Below are 20,407 nucleotides of genomic sequence, written 5' to 3'. Positions count from 1 at the left end.
GTCTCTCCGCGTGCTTGTGGCTCCGTGGAAAAAATGCTTTGACAGCTGTTTACCCTCTTTTCGGTGTGCCGCTGCAAACCTTGACAGTCAGGTACCGACGTTCGTTCAGTCTTCTTTGCTCAAAAGCCAGTTGAGTAACTCTAAGGAAATCCTTGAAAGAGAACACCGTAGCAGGTATGATGCGGCGGTTCAAATCGGCAGCAAGGGGAGGACGGGTGCAGCGATATCTGACCGCGGAGGTACCGGGAACCGGCGGAAGCATCAAGGGAAGTCCCGAGGATTTCGAGGTCGAGGAGGTCCCTGCGTACCTTCCCAGTGGGGAGGGGGAGCACTGCTTCGCCTGGATCGAGAAACGCGGCATCACCACGCTCGAGATGCTGCGCCGCCTCGCCAAGGCACTCGGGGTCCCGGAGCGCGACCTGGGCTATGCGGGGATGAAGGACTCGGTCGGCATCACCCGGCAGTACGTCTCCATCCCGCGAGTGAGCCCCGACAAGGTGCTTGCCCTCGACATCCCGGGACTTCGTGTGGTGAACGCCGCCAAGCACGGCAACAAGCTGAGGCTTGGCCACCTTAAGGGAAACCGCTTCCGGATCCGGGTGCGCGCCGTCGAACCGGACGCCCTGGAGCGCGCGCAGCAGACCCTCGCCATCCTCGAGAAACGCGGCGTTCCCAACCGCTTCGGCTCCCAGCGCTACGGCGTCCAGGGGAACTCGCACGTTATCGGTGCCGCCATGCTGCGCGGTGATTACCGGGAGGCGACCGCCATCCTCATTGGCGACCCTCGGCAGGTGAGCGACGAACGCTGGCGCGAGGGGATCGAAGCCTACCGGCGCGGCGACCTGGCGCAGAGCCTGGAACTCTTTCCCGGCTACTGCCGGACCGAGCGCGACATCATCAGCCGGTTGCTGCAGCGCCCCGACGATTTCACCCGGGCCTTTCACGCGGTGCAGCCCAGGCTGAAGCGCCTCTACCTCTCCGCCTTCCAGTCCTCGCTCTTCGACCGCGTGGTAGAGGCGCGCCTGGACCGGCTGGACGTGGTGGAACCAGGGGACGTCGCCTTCAAACACGCCAACGGCGCCTGCTTCAAGGCCGAGGACGCCGCAGCCGAGGCGCCGCGGGCCGGCAGCTTCGAGATCTCTCCCACCGGTCCCATGTTCGGCTGCACCATGCTGCAGGCGACCGGGGCCCAGGGCGAACTGGAGCAGGAACTCCTTGCGGCCGAAGGGCTGAGCCTCACCAGTTTCGATCTTAGCGGCGGCTTGCGTATGGAAGGCGAACGGCGTCCCCTGCGGGTGCCGCTGAGCGGCGTCGAGGCTGTCGAGGAGGGGGGCGACCTGCTCATCTCCTTTGCGCTCCCGCGCGGTTCCTACGCTACCTGCGTCATGAGCGAGATCATGAAATCCGAGCAGCGACTCGATCACAGCTCCTAACCAGCCACCCCTTTACCAGGTGTCCATGTGCCGGCTTTTCCAGAGGAAATAAACAGCGACGCGGAACTCGTGACCGGGGCAAGAAAAAGTCTCTTCGAGCGGACCCGCCAGCTTACCCCGGAGCAGACCCTCGAGGCGATTGAGGATCTCAAGGCCTGGGTTGCCGAGGAGCTGGCCTTCGAGGAGGGAGCATCCGCGTCCTTCGGCAGGGTGCTCTCCGAACTGTGGCACGCGGAGTATCTCGACCAACTCCCCCCCTTGTTGAACCGCTTCGAGCGTCTGGTTGCCGCCTACTACGTGCGGCGCGGCTCGGTGATCGCCTTCCAGGGGTTCTGTAACGCCTGGCGTGACGGCGTGTTGCGCCGCGTGTTGCAGTTTGCCGAAGAAGGGCCCGAACTCAACGACCTGGGGCATGCGCCGGCACCTTTTGCGCTCCTGGCGTCCGGGAGCCTGGGACGCCGCGAGCAGACGCTTGAGGAGAGCGACCGCTGTGTGCTGGTCTGGAAGGACGAGGACGACACCGGCTACTTCGAGCCCTTCGCCTACCGGATCATCGCCATTCTCGACCAGTATGGCCTGATCGGCAAAGAGGGGGCCTTTCTGGGCAAGGCGCTCTGGCGTGGTTCGCTGGAAAAGTGGGCCCACTACCTCAGCTGCGAGGTCCAGCCCCCCGATCAGCCGAACCGGTTGGAGACCATCGCCGACCTGCGTGTCGTCTGCGGCGACGAGTCCATCGGCGCCGATGCCGTGCGGCTTGCCCGCGTCTTCCTGACGCGCAGCCGGGACAGCGAGGAGATGCTCGAACTGGCGCGTGGCGTGGTCGAGCAGCCGGTGGCGCTCGGTATCATGGGGGGGCTGCGGGTCGAGAAGACGGGCGAGCATGCCGGCCACCTCAATCCCGAAAAAGGTGGCTTGCAGCCGCTGGTGGAAGCGGTGCGCCTCCTGGCGGCCCGGCACGGCCTCGAGTCCGGCCCGACCCTGGACCGGATCGCCGCGTTGGCCACCTTGGGGGGACTTACCGTGGCACAGGCCGAGCGCTTCAGCGCCGCCTACCATGTGCTGGCGGGGTTCAAGGTGCGTCGCGAGATTGCACTCGAACATCCCTACCTGAGCCCCGCCGCGCTCGCCGAGACGGATCGCGAGCGGCTAAAGGAAGCGTTCGAATCGGTGCGGCAACTGCAGCGCCTGCTGCGCTGCCGGTTTTTGGGTAAGGAGAGTTCCGGGCCGCGCCGAGGCAAGTGACCAGAGAATCGCTAACCACCGGCGCAGCCTTATCCGGTGCAGTTGGAGAGTCACCCTTTGCCAAAGGTGGTCTGGCGGGATGCAGCACCGCGGCAAGGTGATGAAAAAGGGGAGAAGATAGTGAAGAAACTGCAGTTGAAGGCGCCCGCCAAGGTGAACTACCGGCTGGACGTTCTTGGCAAGAGACCGGACGGCTACCACGATCTGCGCATGCTGATGCAACGGGTCGATTTGAACGACGACGTCCAGATCGTCCTGAGCGACACCCCGGGCGTGCGGGTCACCTGCGACGGTGGCGGCGTTCCGGACGGACCGGCGAACATAGCCTGGCGCGCGGCCGACGCACTCGTTAAGCTCTCCGGCAGGGACGTCGGCATCGACATCGCCATCACCAAGCATATCCCGGTGGGCGCCGGACTGGGAGGCGGCAGCTCCGACGCCGCCACCGTGCTCATGGGAGTGAATGACCTGCTTGGACTGGGGTTGAGCGACGAGAAACTCATGGAGATCGGGGTGAGGCTGGGAGCCGACGTTCCCTTCTTCATCTTCAAGAGACCCGCGCTTGCCGAGGGGATCGGCAACCTGCTCACTGCGTTGGAGCGGGTGCCCGAGGTCTGGGTGGTATTGGTGAACCCCGGCATCCACGTCTCCACCGGCTGGGTGTACCAAAATTTGAGATTGACAAACAAAAGTGAACCCGTTAAAGTTTCCAGCTCCTACGGGAGCCTCGACGAGATCTGTGGCGTACTCTCCAATGATCTCGAGCCGGTTACCATCGGCAGGTACCCGAAAGTCGGCGAGTTGAAAGAGCTTTTGAGTGCCGCCGGTGCGCGGGGCGTTTTGATGTCCGGCAGCGGTTCCACCGTTTTCGGGCTCTTTGCTGACGAGAGGACGGCCAAGCAGGCGGCAGCCGAGCTTGCCGAGGAGTACGGCTGGTTCACCGCCGCCGTTCGCAACATTTAACATTTGAATAGGGGCGTCGCCAAGCGGTAAGGCACCGGATTTTGATTCCGGCATTCACAGGTTCGATCCCTGTCGCCCCTGCCACATTCAGAAGGCACCTACCTTTCCAGGGTAGGTGCCTTTTGTGTTTTCTGGACGTGCTGGTGCGCAGTATTAGGCCTAACGAGGGGAGACACGTACAGAGCGACATCACGAGAACCTGTCACAGATGGGGACCCAACAGATAGGGAGCTTCCCGAATAGAAGAAGGGGCTACGTTTGCTGTAGCCCCTTCGGTCGAGGTTCATCTCACCTTGTGCCAAACGTGAGGAAACTATTCGTACCGGTTGAAGTAGACGCGGTTGAACGCACCGTTAGGCCCCTCCTGGACCCAAAGCGCCATTGCCCTTCCGCTGCCGTCAGCCGCAATGCGCCAACTCATGGGGGCCCCTGTGTACGAGACTCCGTCAACACTCACATCGCTCCCCCAGGAACTGCCGACCGGTGCACGGTTCGCCCTCAGGCGTCCTGCACTCGCATTCATGATCCTTCCCATCAAGGCAAAGGAATTGCCGTTGCTATCTATCGCTGCTCTGGGAGAGATCGCTGCCTGGTCGGCAAAACTTTCCACGGAAACCGCCGTATCCCACCCACTGCCGGGCAGATAGCGGCTTGCATAGACGTTGGGCGTAGAGGAAGAATATTGCAGGAAAACAGCAACGGCACTGCCGGAGGCGTTCATGGCGATATCGACATCTAAGGCGTGCTCGGTGCCTGCGCTTACATTCTGGGGACTTCCCCATCCACCGGAGTAGCGGTTTGCCTTGATCTTCAGTACGCCTCCCTCCATCTGCGGCCATACGGCAAGAGCAATCCCATTCGGGTCGATCCCGACCGAACATTTCTGAATGCTTCCCGTAGTATCCGTACCGGTGGCTATAGTCTGAACCGTGCCCCAGCTGCTTCCGTTATAGTACCGCGCCGCAACGAGCCCGTAGTTCACCTGTGTTGCGTCGGTCCAGGTCCAGGTCACTACGGCCTGTCCGGCTGCGTTCATTGCAATACTGGGGTAGACGGCGGGATCAGTATCATTGTTTTCCAGCTTGAAGGGACTTCCCCAGGTGCCGTTACTGGACATCTGGTTTGCCCAGACACTTCTCAAGGTCCCGTCATACTTATGCCAGACCGCAATGGCATTGCCGTTGCCGTCGATGCCTACCTGGGGGACGTCGGAGTGGCGGCCGGGGTTCACATCGGTCGTATCGATCAACTGGGCAGTTTTCCAACCGCCGGCAACGGTATAACTGTTGGCCCAGATTCCGATGTTGCCTGAGCCATCATTTTGCGCCCATACCGCGACTGCGGAACCGCTGGCATTGATTGCGACCCGTGGTCCCTCAACTGGATTGATACTTGCCTGCACGTTTGCCGAACTCGTCTCGATCAACTGTGGAGTGCCCCATCCATCGGAAACGGTGTAGCGGTTGGCCAACAGGTTGTCATTGGTACCGTCATTCTGGACGAAGACGGCCATGGCGTCTCCCGTCGAATTCAGCGCGAAATCCACATACACAGCGTTCAGGTTGCTGGTGCCGTCGGCAAACCTGAGGTTGGGTGCGGCGCCCCAGGCGGCGGGATTGGCTACGGTAAGGGTCGCCACATTGCTCGTGACGCTGGAGGCGCTATTTGTTGCCACTGCCCGGTACTTGTGGCCATTGTTCCCACTCGTCGTGGCAGCAGTGGTATACGAGGTTGAGGTCGCACCGTTTATGTCGCCCCACGTCGACCCGCCGTCAGTGCTGAGTTGCCACTTCAGGGTCGGCGTCGGGGTTCCGGTAACTGCAACGGTGAAGGTTGCCGTGTTCGGTGCGGTCACTGATGCGTTCGTCGGATGGGTAGTAAACTGTGGAGCGGTGGAGGTGACCGTGACGGGTGTAGGATCTGAGCTACTGCAGCCTAACAATGGCGAAAAGCAAGAAGCAAGAATGCAGCATAGCAGGATTAACTTGGTGGTGATCCGCATGACAGCCTCCTTGATGTGGTGTAGCGTTTAGCTGAAGGAAAAGAGCGGCCTGTATCATTGGCTCATGAGCCTTACGCTAATCAAACTTTCCGGATAGTGTGCATTGTATGGCTCTCCTTTTTCAGATTTTATTTCCGAGTGCTTGTGACAACCTGCCCCGGGAGTTGTTGCTAATTTTACTGTTCAAGCTAACATCACATACTTTTCACCATTTCTCTGTTGAGAGTTCTGGACTCACCAAAAAGTTAAAAAATTGCAAGCCGTATGCCGTTAGAGACGCGATTGTAAGTTCCTGAATTTCTATGACAGTAACTTTGGGGGTGTAAACAATGCCGACAGGTGATGTCGGAGTTTTTTACAGGGAAGGCTACGCCATGGGTCGCATGCTTTCGTTGCAACAGTGCACAAAAAAGGCCCTTGGCAGTGCGCCAAGGGCCTTCGTCTCTTCGGAGGCGGTTTCCCTCCGGTTCGAAGTGTTCTGCTACTGACCTCGAAATGGTGATCTTTTCCCCCGACCTTTCGTCGTCTGAGGCAATCCTTCGGCTGTCCTTTCCCGCTTCAACCAGACGCGTTCCCTGACCAGAAGATGTTCGAAGCCCTCTGCAGGGCTTTCTTTGAGGTCACTGGAGCAGCGTCACGCTTACCCCTGCGCTGAGACCGGTTACCGGCCGGAGTTGCTGATCGGTCGGCGTGAAGGATATGGCGCTCAGGTTGGAGCTGCTGGGGAGGGTGCTTCCCGGGGCGGTGCTGCAGCTGAACGTTGCGAATTCACCGACGCCGAAGTTGCCGGCGATGATGATCTGGAGCGTGGCCGGTGTTGTGGCAGTTGCCGGGGCGTACACCGGCGGCAACATCACGCTACCTCCCGCCTGGGCAGCGACCCCGGAAACGCTCACCTCACCGGTGGCGACGGAGGTGCTGGCATCGGTGGCGATGGTCGTCCCCGACGGCAGCTGGATGGTGACCGCGAGCCCGGAGAGCAGGGCTCCCTGAGGCAAGACCCCCTGGGTGCTCAGCTTGACGGTTGCCTTGGTCGAGACCTGCGAGGTTTGCGGCGTTGCGGGTGTCGTCGGCGTCGTCGGGGGTGTTGTGGTGGTCGTGGTCGTTGCCGGGGGTGACGCTGGCGCGGATGACCCGCCGCCACACCCGGCAAGCAGGCCAAGCACCAGAATGAACAGAAGTGCGCTGAACCGTTCAATGCGTTTCATGGTGTCCTCCAGAGCTTGTTTTCCCTTGTCATAACCCCACCACCAGTCTCAAAAGCCCGATGACGTCGTAGATGTCCAGCTTGCCATCTCCCATGGGTTTCCCGTCAGCACCAAGCGGAGCGATGTCGCCGTGCGCAAGACTGGCATTGCTGTTCGCTGTTTCTGCCCGCACCAGGCTCCAAAGGGTCACCGCGTCGCCGATATCGGCTGTCGTCTTGCCGTCTGCCTGGTTCAGGATGCCGTCCGGCCGAGCGAAGACAACACTGACGGTGTGGTTGGCAATGACACCGGAAATGACATAGGTTCCACCGGAAGCGGCGGCAAGCTGGTCGATACCGTTGTCTGTCAGGGCGAAGAGGTGGTACCCGGATGCCGGGGTCACCGTGCAGAGCGCGTTGGTCCCGTACGGCACCGGCGAGGTGCAGGAGATGCTGCCGTTACCGCCGGGGACGCTGCCGGTTACCAGGAAACTGCTCGGGGGGCTTGGGGCGCTCAGCGTGAGGGTGCCGCTGGCACTCCCGACGTAGTTGTCGTCCGAGACGGTTGCCAGGACGGTATAGGTCCCTACTTCGACCGGGTTCTCCGGCGTGTAGCTGATGCTGACGGTTTTTCCGGCAGGATCGGTTGTCGCGGTAACCGTTTTCCGGGTCCCGTCGGAGACCTGGCTCAGCCCGCTGAGCGTGATGCTGCAGGGTGCCTTGGCGATGATCAAGGTGCCGCTCGCGCTGCCGGACTGGAAGTTGGGATCGTTAATCGTCGCGACGACGGGATAGCTCCCCGCGTTGATGGGAGCCGTGGTACTGCCGGCGTAGCTGAAGACGACGCTCCCCCCTGCGGGAACCGTCGTTGCGGTAGGTCGTTTCTCGGCGCCGTCATAGACCTGGCTCAGTCCGCTCAAGGTCAGGGTGCCGACTGCCTTGCCGATGACCAGGGTCGCGCGTGCGCTCCCCTGGTGGGAAGTATCGTCGATGGTTGCCTCGACCAGGTAACTCCCCGCGTTGGTCGGGGGGGTGGGGCTTCCGGCATAGCTGAAGACCACGCGCAAGCCAGGGGGATACGTTGTGGCGGTGACCGCCTTGGGGGTCCCGTCGTAGGTTCGGGTCAAGTCGGCGGGGGTGATGACCACGGCTCCGGAAGGACTCGCCACGGCAAAGGTGTGGGGCGTGGCAGCCGCAGGGTAGTACACGGCGTTCCCCGCCTGGGATGCCTTCACGACGACGTTTCCCCCACCGGTGAAGGTCAAGGTCGTGCCGTTCAAGGTGGCGGGGCCGCTTACCAGGGTGAAGATCACCGGGTTGCCCGATCCGCCTCCCGTGGTGATGGAGCTCAGGTTCAAGGGTGGATCCCCGTAGCTGATAATGGTGGGGTCGTGGAAGGTTATGCGCTGCACCTTGAGGGCGCCGCGTACCGGAAGCGCGAAGTACGGGGGGAGTTGCTGATAGGTCAGCAGCGTGCTCTTGAGCCAGTCCAGCCCCTGGGACTTCACCATCCAGGTGTCGGCGGTGGAGCTGGGGACGGGAAAGGAATCGGACGTCCAGTACCAGCCGTGGTTGGGAGCGTTGACAAATTCCTGCAGCCAGCCGCCCACGTAGTTGGTCAGGCTGCGCATTTCCTTACGGTTCGGCAGGCGCCAGTCACCTGGCTGCGAGCCGTCGCTTAAATCGCACTCGCCGTTCGCCAGGTTGTTCGCGAAGCTGAGTGCCTGCTGCTGCGAGGATATGTTGCTGAAGCACCCCGCGTTTCTGGGCCAGATCAGTCCGGTGAGGGAGTCGGTCGTGGTGCCGTTGCCATTGTCGTAAAAACGGGGATAGGGGATGGCTACCCCTTTTTGCAGATCGCCGTCCGACCCGCTGCCGTTGCACGGGGTCACCTCGCCGTTGGCATCCCAACACCCGTGTTGCCCGGTCTTGGCCAGGGTGGTGGATTCGCCTTTCACGGGCCAGATGTATTTCAGGTTGGCCTTGTCGTCCCCCTGGATGGTTCCGGTGTACATGTCGGCGCCGATGGCGTTGATGCCGGGAAAGTAGTCCGCCGTGATGGTGGAGGTCCAGTAAATGGGCCAGGGGTACGGGAGGTTGGTGAACGGGTGGTTCGCAGGCAAGGGCGGGTTCGCCTGGGAAAGATCCATCAGGCTCTCGAATTCGTTCACGTTGGGAACCCGCCAGGTGCCGGCGACCGATCCGTCGCTGAGTCCGCACTTGCCGCTTTGCAGCCCCTTCGCGGCGACGAGCGCGGCAGTCCAGTTCCACCCTCCTTGCAGGCCCTGGCTCGGGTTGGGGGGAGGGGGGTTGATCGCTGCGCAGACCGCATCCTTGAGCCAGATGAGACCGGTGAGGTTGTCGGTGACCGTGCCGTTTTGATTGTCCGTGAAACGGGGGGAAGGCCAGTCCGCCCCGATCTGCGTTTCTCCATCGAGCCCGGTGTTGGCGCAGTCGATAGGGCCGCTCGCGTCGTAACAGAGTGTCTGCCCCGTTTTGGGCAGGGTGATCGTGGCGGCGGTTGCGCAAAGTGGCATCAGTAACAGTAACCAGGATGTTAGGAGCAGGCTTCGTATCATGGTGTACCTCCTTGCAGATTGCGTCTCGCGTCGCAGGGCTCCCCGTACCTTCTCAACAGCCCACGACGGTAGAGGTGGCTGGCTTACCTCGGGACAACGACTGGGTAGTCTCGGTTGCAGGATATTTGAAGCGCGGATCAATACGGGGAACATGACCGACGCGTTAAAGGTGTGGAACCTTTAATCCTGTTCGCATCGGTCGTGCCAGTGGAACTGGGCGAGATTTAACGGGTGTTAATGTTTGTGGGTTCCCGGAAGTGCCAAGTTTGGGCAGGAGGTGCTCGCGGTGTGCACAGAACCCTGGCTCAGGTTGCGCCTGTCGCCTGCCACAGATACAAAAAGGGCCAACTAAAAGTTGGCCCTTTTCAAATTGCCCGATGCTCCCGTTACACGAGGTCCGGTCATCCCCCGAGAAGTCGCACCATGGTCTGGACGAGGGAGGTCATCTCGGACTGGCTCTCGAGGTAGTGTGAGGCGGCGGTCCAGGGTTCCTGGCCGATGTGCACCCCCAAAAGGTTCGGAAGGGACATCGTGAAGACGTCCTCGTCGGTCACGTCGTCGCCCAGGTAAATTGCCTGACCTGCTCCCAGAAATTCCATGGCCTCGACCAGTGCAATTCCCTTGGTCTCCGCCTCCCTGGGCAAGAGGTTCATGACGAACTTCCCGCCGATGACGCGCGGCGCCGGAATGAGCTCTCCCACCACCTTTTCGATACGCACCCGTGCCCCCTCCGGATCAGGTGCCCCACGGTAGTGGATCGTCAGCGTCTCGCCTTTGTATTCGATCTCAACTCCGCTCTCTTGTGCAAAACCTCTCTCCAGAAGCTCTCTCCAGGCCCCGGTAATCTCCAGGTAGCGCTGGTTTCGGGGACGCACCTCGGGAGGCCACTCGCAGCCGTGGTTGCCGAGGACCAGGCGCAGGTCCAGGTTTAGTATGGCCAAGGCATCCTTGCGCGAACGGCCAGTGAGGACACAGACGCTGGCGATCTGGTCCAGGCGTTCAAGGGCTGCCGAGAGTTCGGGGGCGAGCTTCACCTCGCTGGCGTGGACCTTGATGGGCGCCAGCGTCCCGTCGAGGTCGAAGGCGAACAAGGTGCGTGGGGTGCTGAACCGGGCCAGGTCGTCAAGGCCCTGTTGGTCGAAAAGGTAGCGGATCGGCATCGGCGGATCTCCCGTTAGGACAGGGTGGCAACTAACCACGATCATACCGCGTTTGCGTCGTTGGGGGGAGGGGAAGCTCTGGAGTCAAAATTCCCGAATACCAGGCTGCGGGCTGGACAGGAATCCGGCGGACCGATTACGCCGGCGCACGATCTGTTCCGTCTTACTTCCCCCATCCGGTGTGATCCTACTCTCGAATTCAACTAGTGATTACAGGAGTATGCAATGACCATTCGCTCAAGGTTTTCCTGCCCCTGCCGATACGATCTGGTACACGCTAGAACCTTTTCTGGCCTTAACCTCGGGACCTCGGTGCAGCGGGGACACCTTCCAGGAGTATCGCAATGACCATAGCAAGAAAGATGCAGATCATCTTTGTCGCCGTACTGCTCGGCCTCATCATGCTCGCGGGTATGAGCCAAGTCCAGACGGGGAAAGTTTTCGAGGCGGCAAACTACGCCAACATCAATACGGTTCCCAGTCTTGACGAACTTACCAACGCGGTCAATGCGCTCACCACCATCCGGGTCAGCGTCTGGCAGCACGTAGCGCAGACCGACCCGGCCGAGATGGCCAGGCTGGAGAAAAAGATCGTCGAAAACACCGTGACCGTCGAGGAATCACTGAAGAAGTACGAGAAAGAAGACCTTTCCAACGACAAGGACAAGCTCCTTTTGGCGGTGGACCGGGATTCGCTCGCCAAGTACGTCGCGATCCGGGACCAGGTCCTGGCCCTCTCCCGGCAGGGGAAAAAGACCGAGGCGCGCGACCTGCTCATGGCCAACCAGAAGATTCTTACCGAGGTCGGCAAGGCCTTCGACGGCCACATCGATTTCAACATCGAACAGGGACGCTCCATGGCCAAAGAGGCGTTGGGGATCAAGCGCAGCGCCATGTTCCTTTCCTTGGCCGGCACGTTGCTCATCGCCCTCGTTGTCGGCGGGATCTGTCTCACGGTGAGCCGCGCCGTGCTCAGGCAGATCAACTATGCCGTGGAGATCACCAAGGCGGTGGCCGCGGGCGATCTCTCCCGCGAGGTGCGTAGCGACAGTAAGGACGAGGTCGGCATGATCCTTGGTGCCCTCGCCGAGATGGTTGGAAACCTGCGCCAGATGGTGTCGCAGATCATCGACATCTCGGGCTCGGTTGCCACCGCCTCGGGGCAGCTGCGCTCGACCTCGGACCAGATCGCCACCGGCGCTGAGGAGACCGTTGCCCAGTCCAATACCGTGGCGACCGCCAGCGAGGAGATGGCGGCGACCAGCGGCGACATCGCGCGCAACTGCACGGTGGCGGCCGAGGCATCTGCGCGTTCGGCCCAGGCGGCCCAGGCCGGGGCCGCCATCGTGGAGGAGACCATCGTCGGCATGGGGGTCATCGCCGAGCGGGTACGGGCGACCTCGGTCAGCATCGAGGCTCTCGGCACCCGTTCCGACCAGATCGGTGCCATCGTCGGGACCATCGAAGACATCGCCGATCAGACCAACCTTTTGGCGCTTAACGCTGCCATCGAGGCTGCCAGGGCGGGCGACCAGGGGCGCGGTTTTGCCGTGGTGGCCGACGAGGTCCGTGCCCTTGCGGAGCGCACCACGAAGGCGACGCGCGAGATCGGGGAGATGATCCGGGCGATCCAGGGAGAGACCAGGACGGCGGTCTGCACCATGGAAGAGGGGGTGCTGGAAGTCGAGAAAGGGGCGGCGGCCTCCTCTCGCTCGGAAGAGGCGCTGGAGATGATCCTCAACAGCATCAACGAGGTCTCCCTGCAGGTAAGCCAGATTGCCACGGCGGCCGAAGAGCAGACGGCGACCACCGGCGAGGTCACCAGCAACATCCTGCAGATCTCTGAGGTGGTCCAAGAGACCGCCCGCGGTGCCGAGGAGACCGCGGCATCGGCCGGGACGCTCGCCGCCCAGGCCCAGGATCTCAAGCAGCTGGTGAGCCGGTTCAGGTTGTAAGAAGGTGCAGGCCCACGGGGGGGAGCTGCCGTCCCCTCCGTGTCCCCACCGAGCTCCTCCGGGAAATCCCTTCGTCACCCTTGCCCAAGATGGCGGGGGGCTTATGGGCATCCCTGCAAACCTCCTCAGCTCACCTGGTAGTTTCCCCACCGTCCCCTCTCTTTCGCAGGTAGCCCGAGTACATCTTTTTGACGCAGGTGCTGAATTTCGCCCATGCTTGAGTTCGTTCTCAATCTTAATGCTTTCCTATGCACGACTCGTAGGGTGCCGCTGGCATTGTAGGGAGAATCACTCATTATGTGTGAGGCTTGTTGAGCGTCCTTCGCTTTTTCCTAGGAGGAAACATGTCTCCCCCTGTTGCTGAAATTGATGCTGTTCATGAAGCTTTGCACTCTTATTCTTCGCTAAACATTTCTGAAGAAAACCCGATGTTACCGGTACTTCCGCTGTATACATTTTTCTTGAATCCAGTACAAAAGACAGCTATAGAGCTTTCTGCTGTGCTCTTATCTTGAAATGACGCGGATTGATCCATCCTAATTCAATGCGGAGATGAAATGAAATTCCGATTGCGCTATCCGCTGATCAATGCCCTTGTCGTGGTCGTTGCCATAACGTCATCGACGGTGCTTTTTCTCTCGCAGTTGTACCGTCACGCGGTCACCGACGCTCAGCATGAGCAGGAGGAGCGGCTGAAGGCCTTCAGGGTCCTGCTCCTGGAGAAAGGCAATTCCTTCAGTGTCCACGACGGCAAGCTCTGGGTCGGCAGCTATCAGCTCAGCGGCGACAATACTTTACCCGACCGGGTACGGGAGGTTTTCGGGGGGACGGCGACCATCTTCCACGGCGACGTCCGGGTCGCCACCAACGTGCCCACCGCCGACGGCCGGCGCGCCCTGGGCACCAAGCTCATCGGTCCGCCCCACGATGCCCTCTTCAAAAGGGGAGAGCGCTACCTGGGAGAAGCGCTCCTATTCGGCGAGCCGTACTACACCGCCTATGATCCCCTGAAGGACCGTACCGGCCAGGTGATCGGCGCCATCTACGTCGGCATGAAGAAGAGCGAGATATTCGAGCTCTACAACAACCTCAAGACGCAGGTCGTCATAAGCTGCGTGCTGCTCAACGTCCTCTTCATCTGCTTTTCGCTGTTCTTCATGCGCCTGAGAAACGAAAGCGCCCGGGCCCTGGAGATGCGCGACTGGAAGATGAAGGCGATCCTCAACAACATCCCGGACATGGCCTGGATCAAGGATCGTGAGGGTCGGTTCCTGGCGGTGAACCGGGCCTTTGCCGACGCCTGCTCCCGCACTCCCGAAGAGCTGGTTGGGCTTTCCGATCTCGATATCTGGCCCCGGGAACTCGCCGAAGCCTACCGAACCGATGACCTCGAGGTGATGAAAAGCGGCCGCAGCAGGCAGGTCGAAGAACAGCTGGCCGGCACCGGGGGGCTGGTATGGCTGGAAACCATCAAGACGCCGATCTTCGGTGCCCGTGGCGAGATCGTCGGAACGACCGGCATCGCCCGTGACATCTCGCAGCGTCGCCTGGCCGAGGAGGAACTGCGCTTCACCCGCTACAGCGTCGAGTGGTCTCCCGACGGCATCGGCTGGGTGGCGCAAGACGGCAACCTGGTCTTTGCCAACGAAAGCCTCTGCCGCATCTTTTCCGCGACGCCGGAGGAAGTCGCGACACTCACCATTTTCGACCTGGTCCCCGAATACACGCCGGAATTCTGGCAAAAGCGCTGGAACCTCCTCGAGGACGAGGGGCCCCAGTCTACCGAGCTGCTGGCGCTGGACCGCAAGGGGAGGCGCATCCCCATCGAGGTCAGTTCGAGCCTGCTCATGTACCACGGCAGGGGGCTGGTCTGTTCCTTTATCAGGGACATCTCGGAGCGCAAGCAGTTCGAGGAGAAGAACCAGCAGGCGCTCTCCATCCTCTCCGCGACGCTCGAATCGATCGTCGACGGGATCCTGGTGCTCGACCTTGAGAAACAGGTGGTGATGTACAACCGGAAGTATCCTGATCTCATGGGGATTCCCGACTCGGTTTTGGCGCAGGGGTACCAGGCCATGCTGGACCAGGTGCTCCAGGAAATAAAGGATCCGATCGGCTTTCAGCAACAGCTGACCGAGCAGATGGCGCATCCGGAACAGTTGTCGACCATACTCATGGAGTTCATCGACGGCAGGATCGTGGAGCGGGTGGCCTGTCCCCACCTCATCGGGGACCGGGTGGCCGGCATCGTGCTGAACTTCCGGGATATCACCATGCAGCGCCGGGTAGAGAACCATCTGCGCAACTCGCAGAGGGTGGAGGCGCTTGCCACCCTGACCGGAGGGATCGCCCACGATTTCAACAACCGGCTCACCGCCATCATCGGGTACGGCTCCCTGATCAAGTCGGAGGCCGGTCTGTCCGCACAGTTGACCGGGTACCTCGACCTGCTGGTCACCTCTGCAGAGCGGGCAGCTGATCTGACCCGAGGCCTTTTGGCCTACAGCAGGAAGCAGGACCTCAACCCGGTACTCCTCGATCTGAACCAGTTGATAAAAGATGCCGAGAAGTTTTTCCCTCCCATCCTGGGAGAGAACATCGAGTTGCGCCTCGAGCTTTGTCGGGAGATGACCCTGGTTCAGGCGGACCAGGGGCAGCTCGAGCAGGTGCTCTTCAACCTGATCGGCAACGCACGTGATGCCATGGCGGGCATGGGGCGCCTCACCGTTGCGACCGGCAGGGCATCGGTGAGCGAGGAGTTCATTCAAACGCAGGGGTACGGCAAAAGCGGCGATTACGCCATCCTGTCGATTACGGACAGCGGTTGCGGGATGGGGGCCGGAACGCTGGAAAAGATCTTCGAACCGTTTTTCACCACCAAAGAGGTCGGCAAGGGGACGGGGCTTGGCCTCTCCATCGTGTTCGGCATCGTGAAGCAGCACAACGGTTTCATCAACGTGGTCAGCGAGCCGGGCGTCGGGACGACCTTCTGGATCTACCTCCCGTTGGCGCGCGGCACCGTGCAGGCGGCCGTGGCCCCCACTGAAAACCTGCACCAGGGGAGGGGTGAGACGATCCTTTTGGTCGAGGACGATGCCGAGGTGAGGTCCCTGTTCCGTGAAGTCCTGGTGCACCACGGGTACCAGGTCATCGAGGCGGTGGACGGTGCCGACGGTATCAAGACCTTCCGCGAACGGGGGGTTGCCATCGACATGCTGGTGCTCGACGTGATCATGCCGCGCAAGAACGGCTGGGAGGCCTTCAACGAGATCCGCAAGTTGCGCAGCGACGTCAAGGCGCTCTTCATCAGCGGGTACACCTACGACATCATCAACAAGTCGGGACTGGCCATGCAGGGGCTGCATCTCCTCGAGAAGCCGGTCTCGCCGGCGCTCCTGTTGAGGAAACTGCGCGAACTCCTGGAGTGATGCCCGGCGGTGGGCCGATCGGTGGCGCCGCGCGAAACAGCCCAAAGGAGCACCGTGGGAGGCTCCTGCGGTACTTCCTGGTGAGGAATCTTACGCAGCACCTACATCCTGGTATTCGCACGTTTAAGGGTTGGCCGAGAGGCTGGCCCTTTTTCGTTTGAGCTCACCCTGTGGTGCTGCCCGCCGTGGTGGGTCACCCGCGGGACAGGGGACGGGGCAGGGGTGTTAAAACCGCGGTCGGCATCCGGGTGCTGACCGGTCTGCGGCGGGAGGCGAGCTGTGCAGCCGCGTTCGACAGGGGCGCCAGCCCCGAGGTAAGCGAGGTTGCTGCTTCGTGCATCCTCTTGGCCAGACTGTGCAGCTCCCGTGCTTCCTGCACGGCTCGAAAGGCGGCCCTGGAGAAGGGGCCCGGCATGTCTTCCAACGATTCGAAGTGGCGTACCATGGTGTACCTCCCTGGTGCTTTTTGCTGCGGGGGATGTTTCTGCCGGTACCGCGACAAGCGCCGCGTGTTGCCGATAGCAGTACAAAATGCAGTCCAATATGGTGCGGCGCCACCTTTAAAAACAGCCGTGGTCGTTTTCTTGAAAGAAATTGAAAGGTTTGTAAGCGCCGGGAGGTTGACCCTGGAGCTGTCAAAGCCGCCTGTCGGGACAGTTGGGTGTGGCACGCCGCAGTATTTGAAGGACAGCTGTGGGGCACGCCACACCGGAACCTGGGCCCGAGTCGCCAAAGGAAGTCAAGTCTCAACCAGATACTGCCGATATGAGTCCCAGGCCCATTATTTCTGGATGAGATCCCACTTTGACGTACCTGCCGCTGCAACTCGAAGGGAACCTGCCGAGTCTTCGGACCCTGCGGTGGGGGAGGTGCCATGACACCCGAGATACTCCTGGTAGACGATGAACCCGAAATCCGTTCCTGTCTGGCCAGATTCCTCCAGGATGAAGGGTGTTTCGTGACACCGGCTGGGGATGTCCCCACCGCGCTCAAGCTGCTCGAAGCCTTCGAGTACGACCTGGTCATTTCCGACATCTTCCTCCGTGACGGTACCGGCATCGATATCCTGCGCCAGGTCCGATGCCGTCCCAATGCCTGCCCGGTCGTCATGATCACCGGTTCTCCGATGATCGAGAGTGCCTCGGAGGCGCTGCGGCTGGGGGCGTTCGACTATATCTCGAAGCCGGTACTGCGCGAAGGGATCATCCACGTGGTGCGCAAGGCCCTCGAGTACCACAGGGTCACCCGGGAGGTGGAGCGCTACCAAAGCGACCTGGAGGCGATCTTCAGCAGCGTGCAGGATGCCATCATCTCCTTCGACGAGAACCTCGCCATCGTCAACTACAATGCGGCCGCTGCCTCGCTCTGCGGGTTGTCCGGCGCGGCGCAGGGGAGCGTCTTTGGCGAGCTTCCTTGCGGCAAGGTCTGCCGGGGCGCCCTGGAAACCGCGATCTTCACCAAAAAGGCCGCTGAAGGCCGCTACCTGAAGTGCGACGGGGGCCGAAACGAGGATGAACGCTATATCAGCGTATCGGCCGCTCCCCTGAAGCTTGCCAACCAGCAGGTGCGCGGGGCTGTCCTGGTGGTGCGGGACGAAACCTCGCTGTTTCGACTGGAGAAACGCCAGCCGCCGCTTCCCTCGTTTGCGGGCCTCATCGGAAAGAGTGCGGCGATGCAGCACATCTACCGGATGATCGAGCGCCTGGCCGAACTCCCTTCGACGGTGCTCATCATGGGCGAGAACGGCACCGGGAAAGAACTGGTTGCCCAGGCCTTGCACGACTGCGGCAAGGGGGAGCGACGTCCCCTCGTCAAGGTGAACTGTGCGGCACTTTCGGAGAACCTTTTGGAAAGCGAGCTCTTCGGACACGTGCGGGGTTCCTTCACCGGAGCGGTCCGTGACAAGGCGGGACTTTTCGAGAAGGCCGACGGCGGGACCCTCTTTCTGGACGAGATCGGGGAAATTTCGGCTGCCATGCAGGTGAAGCTTTTGCGTGTCCTGCAGGAGCAGGAATTCGAGCGGGTGGGCGGGGACACTCCGATCCGGGTGAAGGTGCGGGTGATCACCGCCACCAACAAGGACCTGGCCCGTGAGGTTCAGGAGCGGCGCTTCCGCCAGGATCTCTACTATCGCCTCAAGGTGGTGGAATTGGTGGTGCCGCCGCTTCGGGAGCGGAGCGAAGACGTGCTGCAACTGGTCGACTATTTCATCCACTCCCTGAACGGGCGGCTCTCCACCAGCGTGACCGGCGTTTCGGACGAGGTGCTGCGGATCTTCCGGGACTACAGCTGGCCCGGCAACGTGCGCGAACTCGAGCACGCCCTGGAGCATGCCCTGGTGATGTGCGCCGGAAATACCGTTCTCCCGGAACACCTTCCTGGAGATCTTGCCAAGTACCGCCAGGAGCCGGAAACTTCCCCGGAAGATCGGATCCGCACTGCACTCGAGGCGACCGCTGGCAACAAGGCCAAGGCGGCCCGGATGCTGAAGATGGACCGCAAGACACTGTACCGAAAATTGCACGAGCTTGGGCTCAACTGACCTGTGGCACGCGCCCCAGCTGCGGCACACAAAACCGTGGCACGCCACACCCGCTAACCGCTGGGACAGGGGGAACACTGGCCCCGGCACCGCCTGCCCCGTAACGTCCTTTCCCTCCTCAACTCCTCATTTATACGCCTTTTTTCGTCTCGCCCGCGCACCGCATTCCCGCCATCTGCACCCCCCTCAGGCCCGCCGGTACGGAACTTGATACTGCTTGCCCAGGATCCAACCAGGGGGATGACCGCACAACGGGAGCTCCCCCTCGACACCAGGCACCCAGGCGAAGGAGGATGACCCATGTTCACGAAATGTTCCGCTATGGTGAGTTTGCAGTCGCACAATCCGAAATGGAGAACGTCCCTGGAAACGGGTGACGTGGCCATCGACCGCCAGCATCGGGAGTTGCTGGAGAAGATCAACCAGCTCTTGCTGTGCTGCACTGAGGGGACCGAGAAAGAGCAACTGGCACCGCTGCTCGGTTTTCTGCGCGGCTACGTGCGGAGCCACTTCGAGGACGAAGAGACGTTCCAGCGTCTGAATAACTGCCCGGGGTACCAGGCGCACAAACGGCAGCACGACCAGTTGCTTGCCAGCCTCGAGACCTTGGATCGGCAGTTTCTGCACGAGGGGGCGTCGCTGGCGGTGGTCAGCCAAACGCTCAAACTCACCTACCGGTGGATGGTCGAGCACATCTACCATGAGGACCAGACGATGGTGCAGCAGGCACGGTGCAATCAGGAAAAGGAACGGGTGGTGGCCTGACGCCTCCCGGGTCTCCCCTCCTCACCTAAACCGCGTGGAAGGAAGAGGCTTTGGGACTGTGATGTACTTTGTTGTCAGTCATAGTGTCATCACTGCAATGTAATATTCCTACAACGGTAACCGAAAATTCGCTTTTGATCATGTAGTTACTCTAACTGCACTGGGTGGAAGTTGCTTCCCACTGGCATAAATCGATTTTTAACCACTCATCAGCACTTTTTGGACTGTTTTTGAGAGGTATCTCCTTGCATAACCTTGCGTTGATTCTAAAATAGGAGGACCCGCGTCGTCTTAAACTGTGGCCAACCTCAGCAAGATGACCTTTCCGGGTGGGAGGTCCATTCCATGAGCCAAGCTACTATCGGCAGATTCAATGTACGGGTTATCGGTTCCGGCGACACGACCCTGGTGCTGGCGCACGGCTTTGGCGCCAGCCAGCACGTCTGGGAGCACCAGGTCTCTGCCTTCAGGCAGACCTGCCGGATCGTGCTGTTCGACCACATCGGTTGTGCCGCGAACGATGCCGCAGACAACGATCTTGCCAACTTCTCTTCCTTAGATTTCCATCGTGACAACATCCTCGCCATCTACGATGCCCTCAACCTGCAGCGGACGGTATTCGTTGGCCACTCGGTCAGCTCCATGCTGGGGGTTGCCGTCTACCTGGCCCGGCCCGAACTGTTCGAGCGGATGATCTTCGTTGCCGGGTCCCCCTGCTACCTCAATACCGACAACTACCTGGGGGGCTTTAGCCGTGACGAACTGAACCGTCTCTACTCCTCCATGGCCGCAGACTACTTCAAGTGGGCCAACGGCTTCGGGAAGGCCGTCAGTGCCAACCCCGGCTGCCCTTCGCTGGGTGAATTCTTTGCCGGGAAGCTCTCCTCGATGCGGCCGGATGTTGCCCAATTGGTGGCCCGTGCCATCTTTGAACTCGACTATCGTGCCCACCTGGAAAACGTCGGGCTCCCTGTTTTGATCCTCCAGGCTCACAACGATCTTGCCGTTCCGGAGCAAGTCGGGCGCTACCTGCACGACAAGCTCCCCGATTCTCGGCTGGTTCTGCTGGACGCCGAGGGCCATCTTCCCCAGTTGAGCGCGCCGGAACAGGTGAACCAGGCGATCCGCGCTTTCCTGGAAACCGGGTCCTGA

The 20,407-nt window shown here is 61.1% G+C and carries 14 protein-coding genes and 1 tRNA gene; 10 read left to right on the top strand and 5 right to left on the bottom strand.

From position 1 onward, the window contains the following. Positions 1 to 179 precede the first annotated feature (179 nt). From truD to H7688_RS03240, 4 genes are all read left to right on the top strand, one after another. On the top strand, positions 180 to 1,433 hold the full coding sequence (truD, locus tag H7688_RS03255) for a tRNA pseudouridine(13) synthase TruD (protein ID WP_183359745.1): 1,254 nt from the start codon (positions 180 to 182) through the stop codon (positions 1,431 to 1,433). 27 nt (positions 1,434 to 1,460) lie between these two features. Beyond that, positions 1,461 to 2,675 (top strand): putative nucleotidyltransferase substrate binding domain-containing protein, encoded by a 1,215-nt coding sequence (locus H7688_RS03250; protein WP_183359580.1) that lies wholly within the window; start codon positions 1,461 to 1,463, stop codon positions 2,673 to 2,675. A gap of 120 nt (positions 2,676 to 2,795) precedes the next feature. Next, positions 2,796 to 3,638: a 4-(cytidine 5'-diphospho)-2-C-methyl-D-erythritol kinase gene (gene ispE, locus H7688_RS03245; protein WP_183359579.1), complete on the top strand. Its 843-nt coding sequence runs from the start codon at positions 2,796 to 2,798 to the stop codon at positions 3,636 to 3,638. 9 nt (positions 3,639 to 3,647) lie between these two features. Next, positions 3,648 to 3,722, top strand: a tRNA-Gln gene (locus H7688_RS03240). Positions 3,723 to 3,951: 229 nt separating this feature from the next. Here the strand turns inward: H7688_RS03240 and H7688_RS03235 are convergent. The 4 genes from H7688_RS03235 to otsB all read right to left on the bottom strand — a co-directional run bounded on the left by H7688_RS03235 (position 3,952) and on the right by otsB (position 10,565). Beyond that, the gene (locus tag H7688_RS03235; protein ID WP_183359578.1) at positions 3,952 to 5,640 is read right to left on the bottom strand and encodes an immunoglobulin domain-containing protein; all 1,689 of its coding nucleotides are present in this window, start codon (positions 5,638 to 5,640) and stop codon (positions 3,952 to 3,954) included. A 620-nt stretch (positions 5,641 to 6,260) separates the two neighbouring features. Continuing rightward, positions 6,261 to 6,848: a hypothetical protein gene (locus H7688_RS03230; RefSeq protein WP_183359577.1), complete on the bottom strand. Its 588-nt coding sequence runs from the start codon at positions 6,846 to 6,848 to the stop codon at positions 6,261 to 6,263. Between the two features lie 28 nt (positions 6,849 to 6,876). Then, positions 6,877 to 9,405 carry an MBG domain-containing protein gene (locus H7688_RS03225; RefSeq protein WP_183359576.1) on the bottom strand — a complete coding sequence of 843 codons (2,529 nt, stop codon included), beginning with the start codon at positions 9,403 to 9,405 and terminating at the stop codon, positions 6,877 to 6,879. Positions 9,406 to 9,806: 401 nt separating this feature from the next. Beyond that, the gene (otsB, locus tag H7688_RS03220; RefSeq protein ID WP_183359575.1) at positions 9,807 to 10,565 is read right to left on the bottom strand and encodes a trehalose-phosphatase; all 759 of its coding nucleotides are present in this window, start codon (positions 10,563 to 10,565) and stop codon (positions 9,807 to 9,809) included. Positions 10,566 to 10,909: 344 nt separating this feature from the next. Here otsB and H7688_RS03215 point away from each other — a divergent pair, with 344 nt between their 5' ends. From H7688_RS03215 to H7688_RS03205, 3 genes are all read left to right on the top strand, one after another. Beyond that, positions 10,910 to 12,520, top strand: a complete 1,611-nt coding sequence (locus tag H7688_RS03215) for a methyl-accepting chemotaxis protein (RefSeq protein WP_246329693.1) — start codon at positions 10,910 to 10,912, stop codon at positions 12,518 to 12,520. Between the two features lie 344 nt (positions 12,521 to 12,864). After that, positions 12,865 to 13,035, top strand: a complete 171-nt coding sequence (locus tag H7688_RS03210; protein ID WP_183359574.1) for a hypothetical protein — start codon at positions 12,865 to 12,867, stop codon at positions 13,033 to 13,035. Positions 13,036 to 13,077: 42 nt separating this feature from the next. Then, positions 13,078 to 15,948, top strand: coding sequence for a PAS domain S-box protein (locus tag H7688_RS03205; protein WP_183359573.1), 2,871 nt, complete (start codon positions 13,078 to 13,080; stop codon positions 15,946 to 15,948). Positions 15,949 to 16,141: 193 nt separating this feature from the next. Here H7688_RS03205 and H7688_RS03200 read toward each other — a convergent pair whose 3' ends face one another. Continuing rightward, a complete protein-coding gene (locus tag H7688_RS03200; protein ID WP_183359572.1) occupies positions 16,142 to 16,393 on the bottom strand; it encodes a hypothetical protein in 252 nt (83 codons plus the stop codon). A gap of 429 nt (positions 16,394 to 16,822) precedes the next feature. On the opposite strand from H7688_RS03200, the gene H7688_RS03195 reads away from it, so the two are divergent. The 3 genes from H7688_RS03195 (at position 16,823) to H7688_RS03185 (ending at position 20,407) form a co-directional block, all read left to right on the top strand. Further along, positions 16,823 to 18,490: a sigma-54-dependent transcriptional regulator gene (locus H7688_RS03195; protein ID WP_183359571.1), complete on the top strand. Its 1,668-nt coding sequence runs from the start codon at positions 16,823 to 16,825 to the stop codon at positions 18,488 to 18,490. A gap of 300 nt (positions 18,491 to 18,790) precedes the next feature. Continuing rightward, the gene (locus H7688_RS03190) at positions 18,791 to 19,255 is read left to right on the top strand and encodes a bacteriohemerythrin (protein ID WP_183359570.1); all 465 of its coding nucleotides are present in this window, start codon (positions 18,791 to 18,793) and stop codon (positions 19,253 to 19,255) included. Positions 19,256 to 19,600: 345 nt separating this feature from the next. Then, a complete protein-coding gene (locus H7688_RS03185; RefSeq protein ID WP_183359569.1) occupies positions 19,601 to 20,407 on the top strand; it encodes an alpha/beta fold hydrolase in 807 nt (268 codons plus the stop codon).

The organism is Geomonas limicola (assembly GCF_014193675.1).
Taxonomy (GTDB): domain Bacteria; phylum Desulfobacterota; class Desulfuromonadia; order Geobacterales; family Geobacteraceae; genus Geomonas; species Geomonas limicola.
The sequence above is the reverse complement of the archived record's forward strand: the minus strand, read 5'-3'. Positions and strand labels throughout refer to the sequence as shown.